Source organism: Comamonas jiangduensis, assembly GCF_030162955.1.
Lineage (GTDB): Bacteria > Pseudomonadota > Gammaproteobacteria > Burkholderiales > Burkholderiaceae_C > Comamonas > Comamonas jiangduensis.
Window position 1 is genome coordinate 98,870 of record NZ_JARXOV010000012.1, and the last position, 21,478, is coordinate 120,347.

Annotated in this window: 21 protein-coding genes; 17 read left to right on the forward strand and 4 right to left on the reverse strand. The window is 57.4% G+C overall.

Annotation, left to right across the window (positions count from 1 at the left end; genetic code table 11):
* The first annotated feature begins 38 nt into the window (after positions 1–38).
* From meaB to QEP12_RS10920, 8 genes are all read left to right on the forward strand, one after another.
* Complete coding sequence (gene meaB, locus QEP12_RS10885; RefSeq protein ID WP_174863507.1) at positions 39–1,070, forward strand: methylmalonyl Co-A mutase-associated GTPase MeaB; 1,032 nt, start codon at positions 39–41, stop codon at positions 1,068–1,070.
* 84 nt (positions 1,071–1,154) lie between these two features.
* Positions 1,155–2,693: an acyl-CoA carboxylase subunit beta gene (locus QEP12_RS10890; protein ID WP_219164595.1), complete on the forward strand. Its 1,539-nt coding sequence runs from the start codon at positions 1,155–1,157 to the stop codon at positions 2,691–2,693.
* A gap of 12 nt (positions 2,694–2,705) precedes the next feature.
* Positions 2,706–3,083 (forward strand): DUF389 domain-containing protein, encoded by a 378-nt coding sequence (locus tag QEP12_RS10895; protein ID WP_219164596.1) that lies wholly within the window; start codon positions 2,706–2,708, stop codon positions 3,081–3,083.
* On the forward strand, positions 3,065–5,113 hold the full coding sequence (gene accC / locus QEP12_RS10900) for an acetyl-CoA carboxylase biotin carboxylase subunit (RefSeq protein ID WP_219164597.1): 2,049 nt from the start codon (positions 3,065–3,067) through the stop codon (positions 5,111–5,113). Before QEP12_RS10895 ends, accC begins: the two co-directional genes overlap by 19 nt.
* A gap of 144 nt (positions 5,114–5,257) precedes the next feature.
* Positions 5,258–7,624, forward strand: a complete 2,367-nt coding sequence (locus QEP12_RS10905; RefSeq protein WP_284214257.1) for a cache domain-containing protein — start codon at positions 5,258–5,260, stop codon at positions 7,622–7,624.
* 9 nt (positions 7,625–7,633) lie between these two features.
* Positions 7,634–8,119 (forward strand): HD-GYP domain-containing protein, encoded by a 486-nt coding sequence (locus tag QEP12_RS10910; RefSeq protein WP_284214258.1) that lies wholly within the window; start codon positions 7,634–7,636, stop codon positions 8,117–8,119.
* Positions 8,116–8,583, forward strand: a complete 468-nt coding sequence (locus QEP12_RS10915; RefSeq protein ID WP_284214259.1) for a VOC family protein — start codon at positions 8,116–8,118, stop codon at positions 8,581–8,583. The genes QEP12_RS10910 and QEP12_RS10915 overlap by 4 nt, the downstream gene beginning before the upstream one ends.
* A gap of 83 nt (positions 8,584–8,666) precedes the next feature.
* A complete protein-coding gene (locus tag QEP12_RS10920; RefSeq protein ID WP_431308081.1) occupies positions 8,667–9,569 on the forward strand; it encodes an alpha/beta hydrolase in 903 nt (300 codons plus the stop codon).
* Between the two features lie 30 nt (positions 9,570–9,599).
* Here the strand turns inward: QEP12_RS10920 and QEP12_RS10925 are convergent, their stop codons facing one another.
* The gene (locus tag QEP12_RS10925) at positions 9,600–10,721 is read right to left on the reverse strand and encodes an OmpP1/FadL family transporter (protein WP_246254492.1); all 1,122 of its coding nucleotides are present in this window, start codon (positions 10,719–10,721) and stop codon (positions 9,600–9,602) included.
* Between the two features lie 276 nt (positions 10,722–10,997).
* On the opposite strand from QEP12_RS10925, the gene QEP12_RS10930 reads away from it, so the two are divergent.
* The 8 genes from QEP12_RS10930 to QEP12_RS10965 are packed head-to-tail and all read left to right on the forward strand — an operon-like array spanning position 10,998 to position 17,499.
* Positions 10,998–12,194, forward strand: coding sequence for an ABC transporter substrate-binding protein (locus QEP12_RS10930; protein WP_174864254.1), 1,197 nt, complete (start codon positions 10,998–11,000; stop codon positions 12,192–12,194).
* Between the two features lie 22 nt (positions 12,195–12,216).
* The gene (locus QEP12_RS10935) at positions 12,217–12,555 is read left to right on the forward strand and encodes a tRNA-binding protein (RefSeq protein WP_174864253.1); all 339 of its coding nucleotides are present in this window, start codon (positions 12,217–12,219) and stop codon (positions 12,553–12,555) included.
* Between the two features lie 21 nt (positions 12,556–12,576).
* On the forward strand, positions 12,577–13,497 hold the full coding sequence (locus tag QEP12_RS10940; RefSeq protein WP_284214260.1) for a branched-chain amino acid ABC transporter permease: 921 nt from the start codon (positions 12,577–12,579) through the stop codon (positions 13,495–13,497).
* Between the two features lie 15 nt (positions 13,498–13,512).
* The gene (locus tag QEP12_RS10945) at positions 13,513–14,556 is read left to right on the forward strand and encodes a branched-chain amino acid ABC transporter permease (protein ID WP_284214262.1); all 1,044 of its coding nucleotides are present in this window, start codon (positions 13,513–13,515) and stop codon (positions 14,554–14,556) included.
* Positions 14,553–15,308 carry an ABC transporter ATP-binding protein gene (locus QEP12_RS10950; RefSeq protein WP_284214263.1) on the forward strand — a complete coding sequence of 252 codons (756 nt, stop codon included), beginning with the start codon at positions 14,553–14,555 and terminating at the stop codon, positions 15,306–15,308. Before QEP12_RS10945 ends, QEP12_RS10950 begins: the two co-directional genes overlap by 4 nt.
* 50 nt (positions 15,309–15,358) lie before the next feature.
* A complete protein-coding gene (locus QEP12_RS10955) occupies positions 15,359–16,039 on the forward strand; it encodes an ABC transporter ATP-binding protein (protein WP_284214277.1) in 681 nt (226 codons plus the stop codon).
* Positions 16,008–16,787, forward strand: coding sequence for a hypothetical protein (locus QEP12_RS10960; RefSeq protein WP_284214264.1), 780 nt, complete (start codon positions 16,008–16,010; stop codon positions 16,785–16,787). Before QEP12_RS10955 ends, QEP12_RS10960 begins: the two co-directional genes overlap by 32 nt.
* A 1-nt stretch (position 16,788) precedes the next feature.
* Positions 16,789–17,499 (forward strand): SDR family oxidoreductase, encoded by a 711-nt coding sequence (locus QEP12_RS10965; protein WP_284214265.1) that lies wholly within the window; start codon positions 16,789–16,791, stop codon positions 17,497–17,499.
* Positions 17,500–17,687: 188 nt separating this feature from the next.
* On the opposite strand, the gene QEP12_RS10970 is transcribed toward QEP12_RS10965, so the two are convergent.
* Entirely contained in the window at positions 17,688–18,332 is a 645-nt protein-coding gene (locus tag QEP12_RS10970) for a DUF1003 domain-containing protein (RefSeq protein ID WP_284214266.1), read from the reverse strand.
* A gap of 101 nt (positions 18,333–18,433) precedes the next feature.
* Positions 18,434–19,507 (reverse strand): site-specific integrase, encoded by a 1,074-nt coding sequence (locus QEP12_RS10975; protein WP_284214267.1) that lies wholly within the window; start codon positions 19,505–19,507, stop codon positions 18,434–18,436.
* 113 nt (positions 19,508–19,620) lie between these two features.
* Here QEP12_RS10975 and QEP12_RS10980 point away from each other — a divergent pair, with 113 nt between their 5' ends.
* Entirely contained in the window at positions 19,621–20,619 is a 999-nt protein-coding gene (locus QEP12_RS10980) for a DNA-binding protein (protein WP_284214268.1), read from the forward strand.
* Between the two features lie 419 nt (positions 20,620–21,038).
* Here the strand turns inward: QEP12_RS10980 and QEP12_RS10990 are convergent.
* Positions 21,039–21,478 (reverse strand): helix-turn-helix domain-containing protein (locus QEP12_RS10990; protein WP_284214269.1); only part of this gene is annotated, 440 nt, incomplete at its 5' end.

Genomic DNA, 21,478 nt, shown 5'->3' on the forward strand with positions numbered 1-21,478 from the left:
CGTTGTCCCTATCTATCTATAGACAGAGAGATTGCCCAGTGACACCTGAGCAAATGCAAGCGGGCATTTTGCAAGGCGACGCCGCCGTGCAGCGCAGGGCGATGGCCAAAGCCATTACCTTGCTGGAATCCACCCGTGCCGACCACCGCCAGCAAGGCGACGACTTGCTGACGGCTTTGTTGCCGTACACCGGCAAAGCACTGCGCCTGGGTATCAGCGGCGTGCCGGGCGTAGGCAAGTCCACGTTCATTGAGGCGTTGGGCACCTATCTGACGGCACAAGGCCACAAAGTGGCGGTGCTGGCGATTGATCCATCTTCCACCGTCTCGGGCGGATCCATCTTGGGGGACAAAACCCGGATGGAGCAGCTCTCGGTCAACCCCAAAGCCTATATCCGCCCCAGCCCTTCCAGCGGCACGCTGGGCGGCGTGGCCGAGAAAACCCGCGAATCCATGCTGGTCTGCGAAGCCGCAGGCTACGACGTGGTGATTGTCGAGACCGTGGGTGTGGGGCAGAGTGAGATTGCTGTGCATGGCATGACCGATATGTACTGTGTGCTGCAACTGCCCAATGCCGGTGATGACTTGCAAGCCATCAAAAAGGGCGTCATGGAGCGTGCGGACCTGGTGGTGATCAACAAGGCTGATATTGACCCCAATGCGGCCACGCGGGCACAGGCGCAAATCACCTCCAGCTTGCGATTGCTGGGCATGCACGGCAACCCTGACCATGCCAACACCGGCGCACTGTGGCAGCCGCGTGTGCTGCAGCTCAGTGCATTGAAAGGCGAGGGCGTCGATAAATTCTGGGCAGCCGTGCAACAGTTTCAGCAACTCCAAACCGCGAATGGGCGTTTGGCAGCTCGGCGCGAGAAGCAGTCGCTGGACTGGATGTGGGAGCGGATTGACGCAGGGCTGAAGCTCGCTTTCAAGCAGCACCCGCAGGTGCAGGCCTTGTTGCCGCGCATGCAGGCCGAAGTTGCCAGCGGCAAATTGGCTGCAAGCACTGCAGCAAGAAATCTGCTTGCAGCACAAAGCCAACAAGCGCATACAGCTAGCAAATTTGAATAAATACAGCGCACATGCAATGTTCAATCAACATTACATGCTGAATAAACAAGCCATCCCTATCGGAAGAGGACCCAAGGACGACATATGGAACACAACAACATCTTGGCCCAGTTAGAAGCCAAAAGAGAACAGGCCCGCCTCGGCGGCGGGCAAAAACGCATCGACGCGCAACACAAGAAGGGCAAACTCACCGCCCGAGAGCGCATCGAACTGCTGCTGGACGACGGCACGTTTGAAGAATGGGACATGTTCGTCGAACATCGCTGCACCGACTTTGGTATGGAAAACACCAAGATCCCCGGCGATGGTGTCGTGACTGGCTACGGCATGATCAATGGCCGCTTGGTGTTTGTGTTCAGCCAAGACTTCACCGTGTTCGGCGGCGCTTTGTCCGAAACCCATGCTGAGAAAATCTGCAAGGTCATGGACCAGGCCATGAAGGTGGGTGCGCCTGTGATTGGTCTCAACGATTCTGGCGGAGCACGTATTCAAGAGGGGGTAGCGTCTTTGGGCGGCTATGCCGATGTGTTCCAGAAAAACGTCTTGGCCTCCGGCGTAGTGCCGCAGATTTCCATGATCATGGGCCCTTGCGCCGGTGGCGCCGTGTATTCACCTGCCATGACCGACTTCATCTTCATGGTCAAGGACAGCAGCTACATGTTCGTGACCGGCCCCGAAGTGGTCAAAACCGTGACGCACGAAGAAGTTACGGCCGAAGAGCTGGGCGGTGCCATCACCCACACCACCAAGAGCGGTGTTGCTGACATGGCCTTTGAGAATGACGTTGAAGCATTGATGATGCTGCGACGCCTCTACAACTACCTGCCGCTGAACAACAAAGAAAAAGCACCCGTACGAGACACAACCGATCCTGCGGACCGTGCCGACATGTCGCTGGACACGCTGGTGCCAGACAACGCCAACAAGCCCTACGACATGAAGGAGCTGATCATCAAGACGGTGGACGATGGCGATTTCTTTGAGCTGCAGCCCGATTACGCGAAGAACATCATCATTGGCTTTGCGCGCATGCGGGGGCAGACCGTGGGCATCGTGGCCAACCAGCCACTGGTGCTGGCCGGCTGCCTGGATATCAAGTCGTCCATCAAGGCGGCGCGTTTCGTGCGTTTTTGTGATGCCTTCAACATCCCCGTCATCACCTTCGTGGACGTGCCAGGCTTCATGCCCGGTACTTCGCAGGAATACGGCGGCATCATCAAGCACGGTGCCAAGCTGCTGTATGCCTACGCAGAAGCCACTGTGCCAAAAATCACCGTCATTACCCGCAAGGCCTACGGCGGTGCGTATGACGTGATGGCCTCCAAGCACCTGCGTGGCGACGTGAATCTGGCCTGGCCGAATGCGGAAATTGCCGTGATGGGCGCCAAGGGGGCGGTGGAAATCATTTTCCGTGAAGACAAGAACGACCCTGAAAAGCTGGCAGCCCGCGAAGCCGAATACAAGGCCCGTTTTGCCAACCCTTTTGTGGCCGGCGCACGAGGCTTCATTGACGACGTGATCCAGCCGCACGAAACTCGCAAACGGATCTGCCGCTCGCTGGAGATGCTCAAGACCAAGGAGTTGGAAAACCCTTGGCGCAAACACGGCAACATACCGCTGTAAGGCACTGCGACCATGCGCCCGAACCTCTTGTTTTTGTTTGATTTACGCAATGACCAGCAAGATCCGGACGTGATCGACGATATGGTGCGCTCGGGCGTGCAATTTGGTGGTACCAACCTGTGGGTGCTGTTTTTTGCCATTTTGATTGCGTCCGTCGGGCTCAACACCAACTCCACCGCCGTAATTATTGGCGCGATGCTGATTTCGCCGCTCATGGGCCCCATCGTGGGCCTGGGTTACGGCGCGGCAGTGCAGGTGCAGCGCTGGCTTGGCGTGCGATTAGAAAAAACGCAAGAAGCAATGCAGTTGATCGAACGCTTGGATTCCCGTTCGCTCAATTCTCGAGACAAAAAACAAAGGAAGCAGACAACATGTTCACCAAAATCTTGATCGCCAACCGTGGCGAGATCGCCTGCCGCGTGATCGCTACCGCCCGCAAGATGGGTATCGCCACCGTGGCGGTGTATTCCGAGGCTGATAAAGAGGCCCGCCACGTCAAGCTGGCTGATGAGGCCGTGCATATTGGCGCAGCGCCCAGCCGCGAGTCCTACCTAGTGGCTGACCGCATCATTGCCGCCGCCAAGCAGACCGGCGCCCAGGCCATCCACCCCGGCTACGGCTTTTTGAGCGAGAACGAGGCCTTTGCCAAGCGCTGCGAAGACGAGGGCATCGCCTTCATCGGCCCCAAGGCGCACTCGATTGCTGCCATGGGCGACAAGATCGCCTCCAAGAAGCTGGCCAATGAGGCCCAGGTCAACACCATCCCCGGTTACAACGACCCCATCGCTGGCCCCGAGCAGGCGGTGGAAATCGCCAAGGGTATCGGCTACCCCGTGATGATCAAGGCCTCGGCCGGCGGCGGCGGCAAGGGCCTGCGCGTGGCCTTCAATGACAAGGAAGCCTTCGAAGGCTTTGCCAGCTGCCAAAACGAAGCGCGCAACAGCTTTGGTGACGATCGCATCTTCATCGAGAAGTTTGTCGAGCAGCCGCGCCACATCGAAATCCAGATCCTCGGTGACAGCCACGGCAACGTCATCTACCTGAATGAGCGCGAATGCTCCATCCAGCGCCGCCACCAGAAGGTGATCGAAGAAGCTCCTTCACCTTTCATTTCGGATGCCACGCGCAAGGCCATGGGTGAGCAGGCCGTGGCCCTGGCCAAGGCTGTGCAGTACCAGTCGGCCGGCACGGTGGAATTCGTGGTCGGCAAGAACCAGGACTTCTACTTCCTGGAGATGAACACCCGCCTGCAGGTGGAGCACCCGGTGACCGAGTGCATCACTGGCCTCGATTTGGTCGAGCAGATGATCCGCGTGGCCGCCGGCGAAAAGCTGACGATCAAGCAGGAAGACGTCAAGCGCGACGGCTGGGCGATGGAATGCCGCATCAACGCCGAAGACCCATTCCGCAACTTCCTGCCTTCCACCGGCCGCCTGGTGCGCTTTAACCCGCCCGAGCAGACCATGTGGCAGGCAGATACCGAGCACCTGCACGGTGTGCGCGTGGACACCGGCGTGTACGAGGGCGGCGAGATCCCGATGTTCTATGACTCGATGATCGCCAAGCTCATCGTGCACGGCAAGGACCGCGCCGAGGCGATCGCCAAGATGCGCGAAGCCCTGAACGGTTTTGTCATCCGTGGCATCAGCTCCAACATCCCGTTCCAGGCGGCGCTGCTGGCGCACCCCAAGTTCCAGACGGGTGACTTCAACACCGGCTTCATTGCCGAGCACTACGCGCACGGCTTCAACAGCAGCGACGTGCCGCACAGCGACCCGGACTTCCTGGTGGCCCTGGCTGCCCACATGAACCGCCGCTACCGTGCACGTGCCTCCACCATCAGTGGCCAGATGCGCGGCCACGAGGTGGTGGTCTCGGCCGATTACACCGTGGTCGTGCTGGGCGCCGAAGGGGAGAGTCAGCACCATGCCGTCACCGTGAGCGATTTCGAGTACGACAGCCGCAAGAGCACGGTCACGCTGAACGGTAAGCGCTATGAGTTCCAGAGCTTCAGCGCCATGCGCGAAGTGCGTCTGCAAGGCATTTGCAACGGCCAGCCCTTCACGGTGCAGGTCGAGCGCGGCACGCCCAAAAATCCGCTGGCATTGCGCATCATCCACAACGGCACGCAGATCGAAGCCATGGTGCTGTCGCCACTGGGGGGCAAGCTGCACGAGATGATGCCTTACAAGGCGCCGCCCGATATGTCCAAGTTCTTGCTCTCGCCCATGCCCGGTTTGCTGGTGGATGTGGCTGTGCAAGAAGGGCAGAAGGTGCAGGCGGGCGAAAAGCTGGCTGTAATCGAAGCCATGAAGATGGAAAACATCTTGTTCGCTACCCAGGATGGCGTGGTGCGCAAAATCAGCTCCGGCAAGGGTGCCTCGCTGGCGGTTGATGATGTGATCATCGAATTCGAATAACGTTTTTGCGATCACGCCACAACGTGCAAGGGCGCTGCAAGCCAGTTTTGTACACTGGCTTGAACCGTCAGGCTCTAAGAAATGGGGACTACCATGCGCCTGCTTCAGCCCTTGCATGTTTACATTTCCACATTATTTTTCTTCATGACCTTGCTGGTCGGCGGATTGATCGGTGGACTGGGCTATCACATCAGCGCAGGCATGCTGCAGACTGCGGCCCATGAGCAGTGGAAGCGCATTGGCCCGTCTGTCCAGCAAGAGCTGCACAACACCCTGGAGCCTGCGGAAATGGCGGTGGAATTTCTCCGCCTGCACCGTATTACATGGGCAACAACGCTCCAGGAACGCCTCAATGCTCTGAACGCTTTGAGCCAGGTGTTCAAGGGCGCAAAGGCTGTCAGCGCGGTGTATGCGGCTTACCCGAATGGGGATTTTTTCCTGCTGCGTCAACTCGATGAGCGCTCACGAGAACAACTGTCAGCGCCGGCAGAGGCGCACATGATGGTGCAAAGCATTGAGCGAGGCGCCGACAATGTGGGGCGCTACATTTTTCTGGATGCCGCTGGCGAAATTATCGAGAGTGTGGACCGCCCTGATTACGTCAGCACGTTCGATCCGCGCGACCGTGCATGGTGGCGTGAGGCCACAGTGTCCACAACGCTGATACAAACACGCCCCTACCTGTTTCACACCACGCACTCCGTTGGCATCACCCTGGCATCTGCAGCAAGCTGGGGTGGGGTGGTGGTGGGGGCCGATATCAATTTGGCCACACTGAGCGATCGCCTGACGCAGCAAAAATTCACGCCAGGAACCCAGCTGGCTTTGGTCAATAGCCGTGGCGAACTGCTTGCCAACGAGCACATCGGAGCACTGCTGGATGCTGCAAACGGCACGAACAGCAACATGCCCTTGCTAGAGTCCTTGCACAGCGTACCTTTGAACCATCTGTTCAAAGACCCTGGCGCAAAAGATATGGAGCAGTTTACTGACCCTGGTGGTCAATCGTGGTGGACAGCATCCATACAGGTGCCTGACAAAGCGACGCAAGACATGCGGCTGCTGTTGGCAGTGCCAGAGATGGAACTGACGGCTGCTGCGCGGCAGCAGTTGCAATGGTCAACAGTGGTCACGTTGTCAATCATTTTGCTGTCCATGCCGGTTGCTTGGCTGCTGGCACAAGCTATTTCCAGGCCGTTGCGCCGCTTGGCTTTGGATGTCCAGGCGATTGAGCAATTCGATTTTGAGCAGCCTATCCAGGTCGACAGCTTGATCAAAGAAACCCATGAACTGGGCGTCACGCTCCAAAGCATGCAGGACACCATTCGGCGTTTTTTGGACCTGAGCATGGCAGTCGCCGCAGAAGAGCAGTTTGACCGCTTGCTGCCGCGCTTGCTCAAAGAAACCATGTTGACGGCAAGTGCCGCTTCGGGCTTGCTGTACCTGGCCGATGGTGACCAGCTTTATCCAGCCTGTGGGCGCTTGGCGGATGGCACTGCCTTGGATGACCAGGCTTTGGCCACGCTGGCAACCATTCCGCTGCCGCCCTCAACCTCGCCTGATCCATGCTCCTGCGGGCCTTTGCTGGAACGTTGTTTGCGCGAAAACGCGGTGACCAGTCAGCCGCTGACCATTGCAGATATCCAGGGCTTGCAACTGGCACCCAGTGCTATCGCCCAAGGGCTATCGCACAGCGTGGTCATTCCGCTGCTCAACCGTCGCCGCGAATATGTGGGGGCCATGGTGTTATTTATGCCATCTCCGCCCGTGGATACGCAGGTGGCTTTTGTGGCTGCGCTATCAGGCAACGCGGCCGTCTCGCTGGAAGCGCGTGCCTTGATTGAGCAACAAAAGAAGCTGTTTACCGCTTTTATTGAATTGATTGCTGGTGCGATTGATGCCAAGAGCCCCTATACCGCCAGTCACTGCGCGCGCGTGCCAGAACTCACCAAAATGCTGGCCCAGGCTGCCTGCGATCAGACCGATGGAGCATTTGCAGACTTCGCACTTTCTGCGCATGACTGGGAGGCCGTACATGTCGCATCGTGGCTGCATGACTGCGGCAAAGTCACAACCCCTGAATTTGTGGTGGACAAGGCAACCAAGCTCGAAACCATTTACAACCGCATCCACGAAGTGCGCATGCGTTTTGAAGTGCTCAAGCGCGATGCACACATCACCATGTACGAAGCGATCGCAGCCGGCGCCCAGCCCGAGCAAGCCCGCGCAGCCATGCTCCAGACCTGTCGCGAATTGGATGAGGAGTTTGCCTTTGTGGCCGCTTGCAACCAGGGCGGTGAAAAGCTGGGTGCTGCAGAGCAAGAGCGGCTGCGCCACATTGCCCAACGTACCTGGACACGCACCTTGGATGACACCCTCGGTATCTCGCTGGCAGAGGCCCAGCGCCAGCAGTCCACACCATTGCCTGCGCAAGAGTTGCTGCTGGCCGATAAGCCCGCACACCGCATTGAGCGCTCGCCCCACGATCAGATTGCACCCGACAATGTCTGAGGTTTCAAGATGCAAGTGCCTGAGTTGCTCTACAACCGTGGTGAATTGCACAATCTGTTGGTAGCTCGAGGCACGTTGTCGGACGAGGAGCGTTACAAAATCAATGAGCACATCATTCAAACCATCAAGATGCTCACTTGCCTGCCATTTCCGCAGCATCTGCGGGCGGTGCCTGAAATTGCAGGCGGGCACCACGAAAAAATGGATGGAACCGGCTACCCCAAAGGCCTGCGCCGCGAAGACATGAGTCCGGTAGCACGCATGATTGCCGTGGCTGATATTTTTGAGGCGCTGACTGCTGGTGACCGCCCCTACAAACCGCGCAAGCCCTTGTCCGAAGTGCTTGACCTGATGGCTGACATGCGGCGCCACCACCATATAGACCCCGATATTTTTGAGCTGTTCTTGCGCTCTGGCGTATATCTGGACTATGCCCAGCGCTTCATTCCCGTTGAATTTATTGACTCCGTAAACATTGAGGACTATCTGCCATGAGCAACCCCCGCCCATTTAAAGTTTTAGGCATCCAGCAAGTGGCCATTGGTGGCACTGACAAGCAGCGCATGAAGAAGCTGTGGGTCGATATGCTGGGTCTGGAGCAAACCGGCACCTTCCAGAGCGAGCGCGAGAATGTGGACGAAGACATTCTGGCCATGGGCACCGGTGCCATGAAGGTAGAGGTGGACATCATGCAGCCCATGGACATCGACAAAAAGCCCGCCGTGCACACCACGCCGCTGAACCACATTGGCCTGTGGATTGACGATCTGCCCAAGGCCGTGGAATGGCTCACTGCCCAAGGCGTACGTTTTGCCCCCGGTGGCATCCGCAAGGGTGCCGCAGGCTATGACATCACCTTTTTACACCCCAAAAGCAATGACGAGTTTCCGATTGCGGGAGAGGGCGTGTTGATTGAGTTGGTGCAGGCACCGGCCGATGTGATTGCCGCGCTGGGCTAAAACCGGAATGCTTCAGCCAAACTTGGGGGCTTGAAGCTTGGCCACTGCGCTGGTTTCACCGCTATCAACGTTAAGCTTGAAGCATGAATACCAGCGACATGACTGCTCAAGCCCACTTTGACCGCCAATACAACGCCCGCGCCAGTGTGCAAGATGCGCTGGCCTACATGGCGCGCTACACCCAAGAAAGCCACGCGGCGTTGGCCTTGCCCGGCGCAGTACGCAACCAGCGCTACAGCCCGCGCGCGACTGATCTTTTAGATATTTATTTGCCTCCAGCGCTTGCTGTACAAGCGCCAGCAGCTCCTGTTTTTATCTATATCCACGGCGGCTATTGGCGCGCCTTGGGCAAAGATGATTCGGCGTTTATGGCGCCAGCGCTCACCCAGGCAGGCGCCATCGTCGTGGTGTCTGATTACGATCTGGCCCCTGCGGTCACGCTCGATCACATCGTCGATCAAATCCGCCAGGCCTATGCATGGGTGGTGCGCAACATCGCGATTTATGGGGGCGATGCCCGCAACATCTGTGTGTGCGGAAGCTCCGCAGGCGGCCATTTGGTGGGCATGTTGCTGGCCAAGGGTTGGCAAGAAGACTACGACTTGCCCGCCAGCGCCACACCGGCATCCGCCTTCCCTTTTAGTGGGCTGTTTGATTTGCAGCCTCTCATCACCACGCACATCAACGCCTGGATGCACCTGGATGACGCCGCCGCCCTGCGCAACAGCCCGCGTTTTGCGCTGCCCGATGCCAGCACGCACAGCCATTGCCAGTTGCGCGTGGCGTGCGGAGAGTTCGAAACCACCGAGTTCAAGCGCCAGTCGCGCGAATATCTGGCGGCCTGGCAGGCCCGCTGTTTACCCGGGCAGTGGGTAGATGCGCCGGGCACCAACCATTTTGATTTGCCATTGGCCTTGGCAGACCGCCAATCGGTCGTACACCAGACGGCTTTAGCGCTGATGGGGTTGCCTCACGCGTTGGCCTGAAATTCACAGGCCCGCGCCACATGCCACCGCTTAAAAGTGGTAGCCCATCTGAATGCCAAACACCGTAGCCGAGCTTTTGCCAAAGCGCGCCATCGGTGTCTGGGTGGTGGAGACTTCTGCGCCGCCCAGTCTTTGGTAGCTCACCCAGGGGCTGATTTTGACCACCTCGTTGTCATACACCAGCCCCAAGGTGTAGCCCTGTCTACCGCTGCTGGGGCGCAACGGTGACAACGGCATGGATGGGCTTTTTTTGTCATGGGCCAGCGCCACAAAGCCCGTCCACTGCGGCGAGAATTTTTGTGCCAAGCCCAGGGTGTAGGTGATGGCGTTGTCCAAATCCGTCAGACTTTTTCCCCGGGTGATGGTGGCAAAAGCCTGGGGCCGCAACTCAAACGCTTCCCAATTTCCCCAGCGGATCTGCCCAAACAGCAAGGTGCTGGCGGTAATGCCGGTTTGCACATCCAGATTGAATGTCTGGGGTGAGGTGGATGCCGTCTGGGTTGACCCAGGCCACAGGTTTTCGGTGGTCTGAACGCGGTGGCGGATGGCCGAGTAATACGTGGCCACCACGCGCAAGGCAATGTCTGGCTGTTCGTAGCTGATGCCCAGCAAATAACCCGGCTCGGTACTGCGGGCAAATTTCACGTGATAGCCGCCGAGCGCAGCACCATACGCCATGCCTTGGAGGGTGACGCTGCCGTGCGATTGCTGCAGCCGCAGGCCGCCATGTACGCCCCATTGCGCATTGAACTTGTAGCGCAGCACTCCCTGCAACTCGCGCGTGGAGAGCTTGACTTCGGTACCTCCCAGCAAGGGCGAAGCACTGCGGTCATAGCGGATATGCAGCCCAAACGGGCGGGTCAGCATCAACGCCATCGACAGCTGGGGGCTGAGGTCTTGCTTGTAGCTCAAGCCCCATTGCCCGTAGCTGGGGGCAACATTGCCGGTCGAAAAACCCATGGCGTCGCGGCCTTGCACGGAAGGGCGGGAGTAGTAGCCGTCCACGCCCACGTAGCGGCCTTTTTCAAACAAGGGGGACAAGCTTTGGGCGGTGCGGTCCAGCCCGCCCGCCGCGGCGCAGGTGCTGCCCAAAGCAAGCAAAACAAAGGCACAGCGGCCTAGAGCGTGGGCCGCAGGAGTGGGGTGTGACATGGGGTGTTGCGCACGCAGCTTATTGTTAGCTGTGGTTTATTTTGTAATTAAAAGAAACTATAAAACGATTTCAACCGTTCACTTTTCGGCCGAGGTGCCATTCGTCCGTGTTGGCACGCACAGCGCAGGCATTGCCTCTGTCAAGCAAGCTTGCACAAAGCTGAGGGCATGTGAGCATGCTTGCAACAGGGGCAGGGCATTAGCTCCACAAAACAGAGCATGCTGTGTAGGCTGTGCGGCGTTGCGCACCTTCCAACTATCTCAGAGACAAGCACCATGACCTACGCCCGCCGCCTGTTCACCCTGGCTCCTTCTGCTTTGGCCACTGCTGCGCTGTGCATGGCCAGCGCCAGCGCTAGTGCCGCCAACCCCATCAAAGTGGGCGTGGCCCTGGATATTTCTGGCCCGTTTGCAGGCCCCGGCGCCGAAATCAAAGACGGCCTGAACCTGGCAGCCAAGCTGCTGGACAACAAACTCGGCGGCGTGCCTGCTGAATTCATTCAGGCCGACACCGCTGGCAACCCCGAAACCGCGCGACAGGTGGCAGACCGCTTTATCAAGCGCGACAAGGTCGATTTCTTCACCGGCCCTGTTGGCTCCAACGTGGTGTTGGCCCTCGGCCCCACGGTGTTTGGCGCCAAGGTGCCATTTTTGTCGGCCAACCCCGGCCCCAGCCAGCTGGCTGGCAAGCAGTGCAACCCGTTCTTCTTTGGCACCAGCTACCAAAACGACGCCATGCACGAAGCGGCAGGCAAACATGCCGCCGACAAGGCCTACAAAAAAGTCGTCGTGCTGGCCCCCAATTACCCCGCAGGCAAAGATGCGGTCAACGGTTTCAAGCGCGGCTATGCCAAACCTGTGGCCGATGAGGTCTACACCAAAGTGGGCCAACTGGACTTTGCAGCCGAGCTGGCCCAGCTGCGCGCCGCCAAGCCCGATGCGGTCTACATCTTCCAGCCCGGCGGCATGGGCATCAACTTCATCAAGCAGTTCATGGGCGCGGGCTTGAACAAAGACATGGTCTTGATCTCCTCGCCCTTTACGGCCGACCAAGACATCATCGCCGCCGTGGGCGAGCCCATGGTGGGCATCTACAACGCCTCCAGCTACGCGCACGACCTGGACAACGCCGCCAACAAGCAATTTGTGGCCGAGTTCCAAAAGGCCTATGGCCGCCTGCCCACGCTGTACGCCGCGTTTGCCTACGACGTGGTCATGAACCTCAACGCTGCCGTCAAGGCCGTGGGCGGCAAGCTCGATGACAAGGCCGTCGTGGCCAAGGCCATCAAAACCGCCAAGTTCGACTCGGTGCGCGGCAATGTGCGCTACGGCAACAACCAGTTCCTCACCCAGGACTATTACCTGCGCCAGGTCGTCAAAACCAAAGACGGCCTTATCACCAACGCGCTACAGCCGGGCAAGATTTTCACCGCCCATCAAGACAGTTTTGCGGCTGAATGCGGCATGAAATAAGCGCTGGCAGCTATTAAAACCTATGGAAACCATTGCATGGGATGACTTCACGCGCGTGGAGTTGCGCGTGGGGCGCATTGTTAGCGCTGAAGTCTTTGCCCAGGCGCGCAAGCCCGCGTACCTGTTGCAGGTGGACTTTGGCCCCGCGCTGGGCATCAAAAAATCTAGCGCGCAAATCACCGCCCACTACACGCCCGAAAGCTTGATCGGCAAGCAAGTGGTGGCGGTGGTCAACTTTCCACCCAAACAGATCGGCCCCGTCATGTCGGAATGCCTGGTCACCGGCTTTCACGATGAAGCCGGCGGCGTGGTGCTTTGTGTGCCCGATCAGGCGGTGCCCTTGGGCACCAAGCTGCTGTAGCTCGTTATTTGGTAAGACCATATGGATTCGGTTTTTCTGTTGGAACAGGCCTTGAACGGCCTGGGCTACGGCCTGATGCTGTTTTTGCTGGCGGCGGGCCTCACCCTCGTGTTCGGCATCATGGACACGCTCAACCTCGCCCACGGCGCCCTGTTCATGGCGGGGGGCTATGTCTCTGCCAGCGTGCATACGCACAGCGGCTCTTTCTTGTTGGCGATTGCCGTGGGCATTGTGGTCACCGTGGCTTTGGCCGCCGTGCTGGAGGCCGTGCTCATTCGCAAGCTGTACGTGCGTGACCACCTCTCGCAGGTTCTGGCCACCTTTGGCGTGATCTTGATGGCAGACGACACCGTCAAAGCCATCTGGGGCCCATCGCCCATCATGGCGCCCACACCGGCTGCGCTGTCGGGGCCGGTGGAGCTATTCGGTTTTCTGCCTTATCCGTCCTACCGCTTGGTTGTTTTGGCTGCAGGCTTGTGCGCTGCGCTGGCGTTGTACCTGCTGGTCAACCACACCAAGCTCGGCATGTGGGTGCGCGCTGGCGCGTCCAACCGCCAGATGGCCGAGTGGATGGGCATTCGCGTCAACCGCGTGTTTGCGATTGTGTTTGGCATGGGCGCAGCGCTGGCGGCATTGGCGGGCGCGCTCATGGCGCCGATCAGCGCCGTGCAAGTGGGCATGGGGGAGAGCATTTTGATTCCTGCCCTCGTGGTCATCGTCATCGGTGGCATTGGCTCCGTGCGCGGCGCGTTGATTGCGGCGTTGCTGGTCGGTTTGGTCGATACCGCAGGCCGCGCCTTGCTGCCACCGTTGTTGCGGGAGGTGCTCTCGCCCAGCTTGGCGGCCGACATTGGCCCTGCCGTTGCCAGCATTGCCATGTATGTCTTGATGGCCGGCGTGCTGGTGTTCAAACCATCGGGCTTGTTTCCCGCCAAAGCATAGGTGGTGTTTTCTGTGATGGATCGCAAATTGGTCAATGTAGACAGCCCGCCAGCCAATCCCCCGGCTTTAGCCTCCAACGCCCACGCCCGCTGGGTCAGCCACAGTGTGCTGGCCGTGCTGGTGTTGCTGCTGGGCGCTTTCCCCTGGGTCGCGCCCGCGCTGGGGCTGGACTATTACGTGGACTTTGTGCGCCGCATGCTCATCGTCAGCATGGCCGCGCTCAGTCTGAACTTTCTGATTGGCCGCGCAGGGCTCGTCGCCCTGGGCCACGCCGGTTTTGTGGGCGTGGGCGCTTATGCCGTGGTGGCCATGGTGGAGGGCGGCTTTAGCAACGCTTGGCTCATCTGGCTGGTCGCCGCCGTGGCGGGCATGCTGATCTCCGCTGTGATCGGGCTGGTGGCCATGCGCACGCAGGGCGTGTACTTCATCATGATTACGCTGGCTTTTGCGCAAATGCTGTACTACCTGGCTGTGTCGCTGCGCGCTTATGGCGGGGACGATGGCTACACCATGTATAGCCCACTGTTGCTGTGGGAGGGTGTGAATGCAGAGGGAAATTGGCTGTTTACCCTTGTCCTGCTTGTGCTGGCAGCTATATTTTTATTGCTGTCGCGGATTGAGCGCTCGTACTTTGGCCGCGCCTTGGAAGGTATTCGCGACAACGAAACGCGGATGCAAGCCATGGGCTACCCCACAGTGCGCCTCAAGCTGCTGGCTTTTGCACTGGCGGGCGGCATTGCCGCCTTGTCCGGCGCGCTGCTGGCCACGCAAAACCTGTTTGTCAGCCCCAGCCTGATGCAGTGGAACCAGTCGGCCCTGCTGATTGTGATGGTGGTGATTGGCGGCATCGGCCTGCGCTGGGGCGCGCCGCTGGGTGTGGCCGTGTGGCTGGTGTTGGAAGAAATCCTCAAACAAACCACCGACTACTGGCACGCGCCTATGGGCATGCTGTTAATAGCCGTGGTGTTCCTCGCGCCCAAGGGCTTGGCGGCTTTCTTTGCCAAAAAAGACAGCGCAGCTAAAAAGCATAGCTATCAGCGCAAGGAGGGCAAGGCATGAGCCTGCTTTCCATTCAAAACTTGGTCAAACGCTTTGGTGCGTTGACCGCGACGGATCATGTATCGCTGCAAGTGGAGCAGGGGGAAATCCACGCCCTCATCGGCCCCAACGGCGCAGGCAAATCCACGCTGGTGCATTTGATCTCGGGCTTGCTGGCTGCCGATGGCGGCTCGCTCAAGCTCGACGGCCAAGAACTCATCCACCTCGCCCCCCACCAGCGCGTGGCGGCGGGCTTGTCGCGCTGCTTTCAAATTACGAGCATCTTCCCCAAGCTGACCGTGGCCGAAAACCTGCTGCTGGCCGTGCAAGCCCACCAGGCCAATAGCTTTCGCTGGTTCAAAGTGCGCGACAAAGATGCGGAACTCAAAGCCAAAGCGTGGGCGCTGGCCCACCGCGTGCAGTTGCAAGAGCAATGGAACACCGTGGCAGGCACCTTGCCCCACGGCGCGCAGCGCAAGCTCGATGTCGCCTTGGCCATTGCCGCCACGCCCAAATTGCTGCTGCTGGACGAGCCCATGGCTGGAATGGGGCCGGCCGAATCCGAAGAAATGGTGGAGCTGATCCAGCAACTCAGAAAAGATATGGCGATTTTGCTGATTGAGCACGATATGGACGCCGTGTTCCAACTGGCCGACCGCATCACCGTGCTGGTCTACGGCAAGGTATTTGCACAGGGCACAGCCGCGCAAATCCAGCACGACCCACGCGTGCAAGCCGTGTATTTGGGGCAGGAAGAGGGGGAGGAGATATGACAGACATGGAGGAGTACCTCGACATTCCCATGATTACACGTAGTCGGCCTTTGCTCGAAGTGCGCAATATCGAAGCAGGCTATGGCGCCAGCCAAGTGCTATTTGGCGTGAGCTTAACGATTGAACCGCACCAAGTCGTCAGCCTCATGGGCCGCAATGGCATGGGCAAATCCACCACCATCAAATGCATCACCGGCGCGCTGCCCCTGCGCAAGGGGCAGATTTTCTTTGAGGGGCAGGAGATTACGAACCTGCCAGCGGATGAAATTGCACGTCGTGGCATTGCGCTGGTGCCCGAAGGGCGCATGTGTTTCCCCAATCTCACGGTGCGCGAGCATTTGGTGGCGTTTGCACGCAAAGCTGATGCTAAACAGGATGCCGCTTGGGATTTGCAGCGAATCTATGAGTTGTTTCCGCGCCTGAAAGAACGTGAGCACAACATGGGCAACCAGCTTTCGGGTGGTGAGCAGCAAATGCTGGCGATTGGGCGGGCCTTATCGACCAATCCCAAGTTACTGATTTTGGATGAGGCAACGGAGGGGTTGGCGCCGGTGGTGCGAGAGGAGATTTGGCAATGTTTGGGAAGGTTGAAGGAAGATGGGCAAGCGATTTTAATTGTTGATAAATTTGTAAAAATAATTGAATCTTTATGTGATATTAATATTCATATAGAAAAAGGCATTAATTCTTCATCAAAAAATGCAAATATTTTTCAAAATGATAGATTATAAAAAAATAGATATTTTAAATATAATAAAATTATTTATACCAAATTTCCACAATAGAATTGTGTTGGTATTGGTTATTTCTGGTGTTTCCATTATGACAACGCCATTATGGGTTGATTTAGTTAATTTTTTCTTGGAAAAGCAGTACAACTACTCACTTACAGGTGAAAAAGATGAATTCTGGGGGTTTATGCTATGTTTGCTTGGCTCAATATATGGAGTCCTGACAAATATTGTACTAAAATTTATAGATTTTAAAGAATGTAAATATAAAAACCAAGAACAAAAAAATGAGTTGTTAAATAAAATTAATCATGATAAAGATGTTTTTATTAAGTTTGATAAAATCATTTCAGAGGAGAAGCTGAATTCATTTTTAAATTACATTAGGACTAATGATGCAATGATGAGCAATCATACGGATATGCTGGAGGATTCATTAGTTTTTTTAAAAATGCAAAAAAACAATTTTCTTATCTGTGAAATTGACGAATCAAAAAAAATACTTATTTCAGCATTAGATGATTTTTTAAGATTTCATTGTGAAAAGTTCGACATGTGGCCCTACAATCAAACAGGAGATATTTATAGAACATGCTTAGCTCCAACTCTTAATGTAGATAGAGGTGGAAAATGGGAGGATGGTGGTAAATATGATTTGTTAGTAAATGAAATGCTTTCTAAATTAAGAAATCTTGAAATCTCTTACAATGAATTTAGAAGTTCTATAAAAAATAATATTTTTTACTAAAATGAAACCTGTTACAGATAAAACCGCCATCATCATCGCCGCCGGTTCTGGCATGGGCGCAGCCACTGCCCGCAAACTCGCCGCTGACGGCTACCACGTCGGTTTGCTGTCCTCGTCCGGCAAAGCCGAGGCATTGGCCCAAGAACTGGGCGGCATAGGTGTCGCCGGAACCAACCAGAGCCAAGCCGATATCCAAAAGCTGGTGGATTTGGTGATGGAGCGCTGGGGCCGGGTCGATGTACTGGTCAATTCCGCAGGCAATGGCCCGCGTGCGCCGGTGCTGGAGTTGACGGACGAGGACTGGCACGCCGGGTTGGACGCCTATTTCCTGAACGTGGTACGCGCCGCGCGGGTGGTGACACCGATCATGGTGCGCCAAGGGGGCGGGGCCATCGTCAATATCTCTACCGCGTGGGCATTAGAGCCGGTGGATTTGTTCCCCACCTCTGCCGTCTCGCGCGCGGGGTTGATGAGTTTTACCAAGCTGTTTGTGGACGAATACGCCAAGCACAACGTGCGCATGAACAATGTGCTGCCCGGGTGGATCAACAGCAAACCCGAACAAGCCGCCCGCCGCGCGGCCGTGCCCATGCAGCGCTATGGCACGGTGGAAGAGATTGCGGCAACGATTGCGTTTTTGGCGGGTGAGGGCAGTGCCTATATCAACGGACAGAATATTCGGGTGGATGGCGGGCTGATGCGTTCGGTGTAAAGCGCGCCCCAAAGTACCCATATTGCAGCCAGCTGCAGATCACCATGAAAAGCCGCCTTGGGAGTGGCTTTTTTTATAGAGAATCAATTTCACGATTGATAGCTGCTAGCGCTTGCTGCATAAGCGCTAGAGGCCAGTTTGGCTTGTAACGCCGCATCTGCTCGATCAAATTGCCCGGCAGTTGTGAATCAACTGGCCTGTGGTGCGCTGCCGCGCTGCAGGAGCAGGCCTTCCAGCAGTTGCAGCTGCTCACGTTGCAGCGCCAGCAGCTCATGCCATTGCTGGTTTTGCAACTGGTCGATTTTTTCGTGCAGCAGCATGATTTCCAGCTCGGCTTTGAGGTTGACTTCGTAATCGTGCTCGCTGCGCACGCGGTCTTTGTCGGCCTGGCGGTTTTGGGACATCAAGATGATGGGCGCCTGGATGGCGGCCAGCATGGACAACACCAGGTTCAGCAAGATGTAGGGGTAGGGGTCAAAGGTGTGCCCCTGCCATGCCAAAAGCAGGGTGTTGACCACCATCCACGCCAGCGTAGTGAAGACGAACAGCAGCACAAAAGTCCAAGAGCCACCAAAGCCTGCAACGGTATCAGCGGCGCGCGCGCCCAGACTGTCGCGGTTTGGCGCGGCTTGATGGCCGAGGTTGCGCGAGATGTGGGTGCGCTGGCGTACATGTGCCACCACTTTGCGGGTGTGTTCGTCAATCGCGCTCAGCGCATCGAGTGCAGCCGATGCGCCAAATACCTTGGCGGCACTTGCAGCGTTGGGCTTGGCGGCGGTGCCTGCGGTCTGATCTTGGGTGCTGGGGGCTGACTGGCTGCTAGGGCGGGGCATGGTGCGCACTCCTGAAACGGGTGAGAGGGCTGGTGCTGGATGAAAGTGCAGGGGAGAACTTTCAGCCGGTGCAGCCATGCTAGAGCGCCGGGCGCATGCTATCAATCCTCATCCATCAAATGCGCGGCCTGGTTGTGGATGACGGATTCTGCGCGGAAGTAGCCCAGTACGGTGGCCACGCTCTGGTGGCCGGTGAGCGCCATGGTTTCGGCCAGCGGCACATTGCGTTTGCCCGCTTCCGTAACAAAACCCGAGCGCAGCGAGTGCGCAGAAAAGTCACCATCCACTCCGGCCAGCGCACAGCGTTCTTTGACGATGGCGCGCACGGCGGGCGCTTGCAGGGGCTCGCCCAGGTGCCCGCCTTTGCGAATGCGCCGGAAGATGGCGCCTTCGGTAATGCCGCTGGCAGCCAGCCAGTCGGCCAAGGCTTTGCCTGCCGCTCCCAACACGGGTTTGGTGTTTTCGGGCAAGTCTGCGCCGCTTTGGTTGGTTTTGGAAAAAGCCAGCTCGTACAGATATTGGCCCGGGCCAATTTGCCGCAGGTATTGCATGTCTGCACTGCTGATTTCTGAGCGACGGCGGCCCCCGCTGCTCCAGGCAAACAGCAGCAGGGCACGGTCACGCAGGCCGCGCAGGCTGTCGTCACAGGTGGACAGCAGTTGTTGCAGCACATCTTTGGTGATGGCGGATTTTTTCTGAGGTCGCTCGCCCCGCTTGGCGTAGGCCTTGCGCGTGCGCGAGAGCAGTTCACGCACTTTTTCATCATGGCAGGGGTTGGGGATGCCCCGGTTTTGGTGCGCTTTGCTCATCACCGCCACACGGTGCACCAGGGTGTTGTGGCTGGGCGCACCCAGCTTGGCCTTGCAGCCCGATTGCACCAGCGCCGCATCGATTGACGGGGGCAGCTCACAACGCAGTCCATACGGGGTGCTGCGTTGGGCATGGTCGGCAATAAATTGCAGCACCACATCCACCGGCAAGGGCAGGGCAATGGCCTGCCCCAGCCGGAACTGGTGCCAGCCCGCCCAATAGCGCATGGCACTTTGGTAGCTGCGCACGGTGTTGGCTGCTTCACCTTCGCGCAGCAGCTCTTTGAGTGCGTGGAGCGTGCTGTCGCTCAGCAGGCTCAGGCCTTGTTCCTCTTTCGCCGCTGCCAGCAGGTCTGTGTTGCGCATATGTAGTATTTCTCACTGAATATGTATTAAATAACATGTAATACATGTGATGTTATATAATAATATCTAACAACTCACGATAACAACCTCTTATCGATGGTAATCTAAGAGCCATGCAACCCACAGCACCAAAAACACCGCGAGGCATTCAAGAAGCCGATGTTTGGGCCGCCGCCGATGCCTTGCTGGCCGAGGGGCACAAACCCACCATTGAAAAAGTGCGCCAGCACATGGGGCGGGGCTCACCCAACACCGTGGCGCCCATGCTGGATGCATGGTTTGCCACGCTGGGCGCGCGGCTGGGCCTGAATCAGCACACCCAGGATTTGCGCAATGCCGTACCGACCGAGGTGTTGGAAGCCGCGCAGGCGCTGTGGAGCAATGCCATGCAGCAGGCACAAGCGCTTGCTGTGCAAGCGCTGCAAACCCGCGAAGAAGCGGCCCAGGCGGTGCAAAAGCAGCTGGAAGCCCAGCAAACCAAGCTGCAGCAGCGCGAGGAGGCCATGCAGCAGCAAAAAATGGCCATGGATGCGGCGTTGAAGCTGGCGCAAGACCAACGCGAAGATTTATCGCGCCGGTTGAATGAAATGCAGCAACAACTCAATGAGCGCGATGTGCTACTGGAAAAACAGCGCTTGGAGCAAGCTGCGCTGCGCGCCGCGCAAGAGCAGCTGCGTGAACAGCATTCCAAAGAGCTGGAAACCGCAGCCCAAGAGCGCCAGCGTTTGGCCGAACAATTTGCCGGCAATGAGCGCCGGATGCTGGCCGACCTGGACCGCAGTCGGCAAGACACAGAAAAAGCCAAAAAGGCCCGGCAAGAGGTGGAGCACAAAGCCCAAACCCGCTACGAAGCCCTGCAAGCGCGCTGCGCTGCGGCAGAGGAAGAGTTGCTGGCCAGCCAAACGGCCCATCTGAGTGCCCAGCAGGCTTTGGCGCTGAGCAAGGAGCATGTGCAAGAACTCAAGTCCATGCTCAAGCTTACGCAAGCAGCAGTCAGCGGCGCTGCAGAGAACCCTGAGGCCGAAACTGCAGCAGGTACCAAAAACCGGGGCGGTCGTTCTTTGCAGCGCAGAGCCTTGTCAGAGCGGGCGCTGCGTTTGACCCGCAAGTAAGTGTGGCAGCCCAATGCGTTGGCGCAGAAGGCAAAGAACGGAGCAGCGCTGCGTTCTGGCCGATTTGGTGGAGTCCTTGATTCAGCTGCATGTGCTTGTGTGGGCAGTGCCTGACTTCCGCATCCTGTGCAGGCGACAGATGGATTCGGATGTCCATATTCCGTACAGCTGCAAGCACAAATGGCTTGCTCTTCGCTAAGGTGAATTTACAACGCGGTTGGACGTCCACGCCCTGCAATTGATTTATGTACAACGTCTTAGTTTGTTAGGCTGTCCGCCATGGTAGGGAGGTGGATAAATTGTGCTTTTTGAGATGCTCGAAACATGGCCTGCGCTTGTCGCGATTGACCACATTTCAAGCAATGCGAAGCATCAAAGCGAGGTGCTTAAACTGACGTCGAATAGCTCGTAAAAGCGACTTAACATAATATACATTGTATTAGTTGGTCTTTAAGGCTGTTTTGGGGGGTCGAACCACCGTTGTTTGCGTATCCGGTGGCTTTCATCGCTTTTCCCAATGCTGCATCTAACACCGCTCCTTTTGCCGTTCCTTCTGTAGCTTCCAAGGTAGCGGCTGCTAGAACATTGAGAGCGTTATACCCAGCAATAGCGGCTATTGCAGCTAGATCGTCTGGCTGGCACTTTAAGTGTCCGTTCTTCCATTGCGTGATTCGCTGGGGCTTCACGCCGAGCATTTTTGACAGCTCCACAGCACTTCCTGCATTAATGCAAGCCCTCTCGATTAGGGTTTTTGCTAATGAGTTTGGCATATCACTTTCCTGATAGATTTGCGGCGGAGTATCTATTTTTTGATATTCCAAACGCTGCCTAATGGTACAGAACATCAGGCAGCCCACCC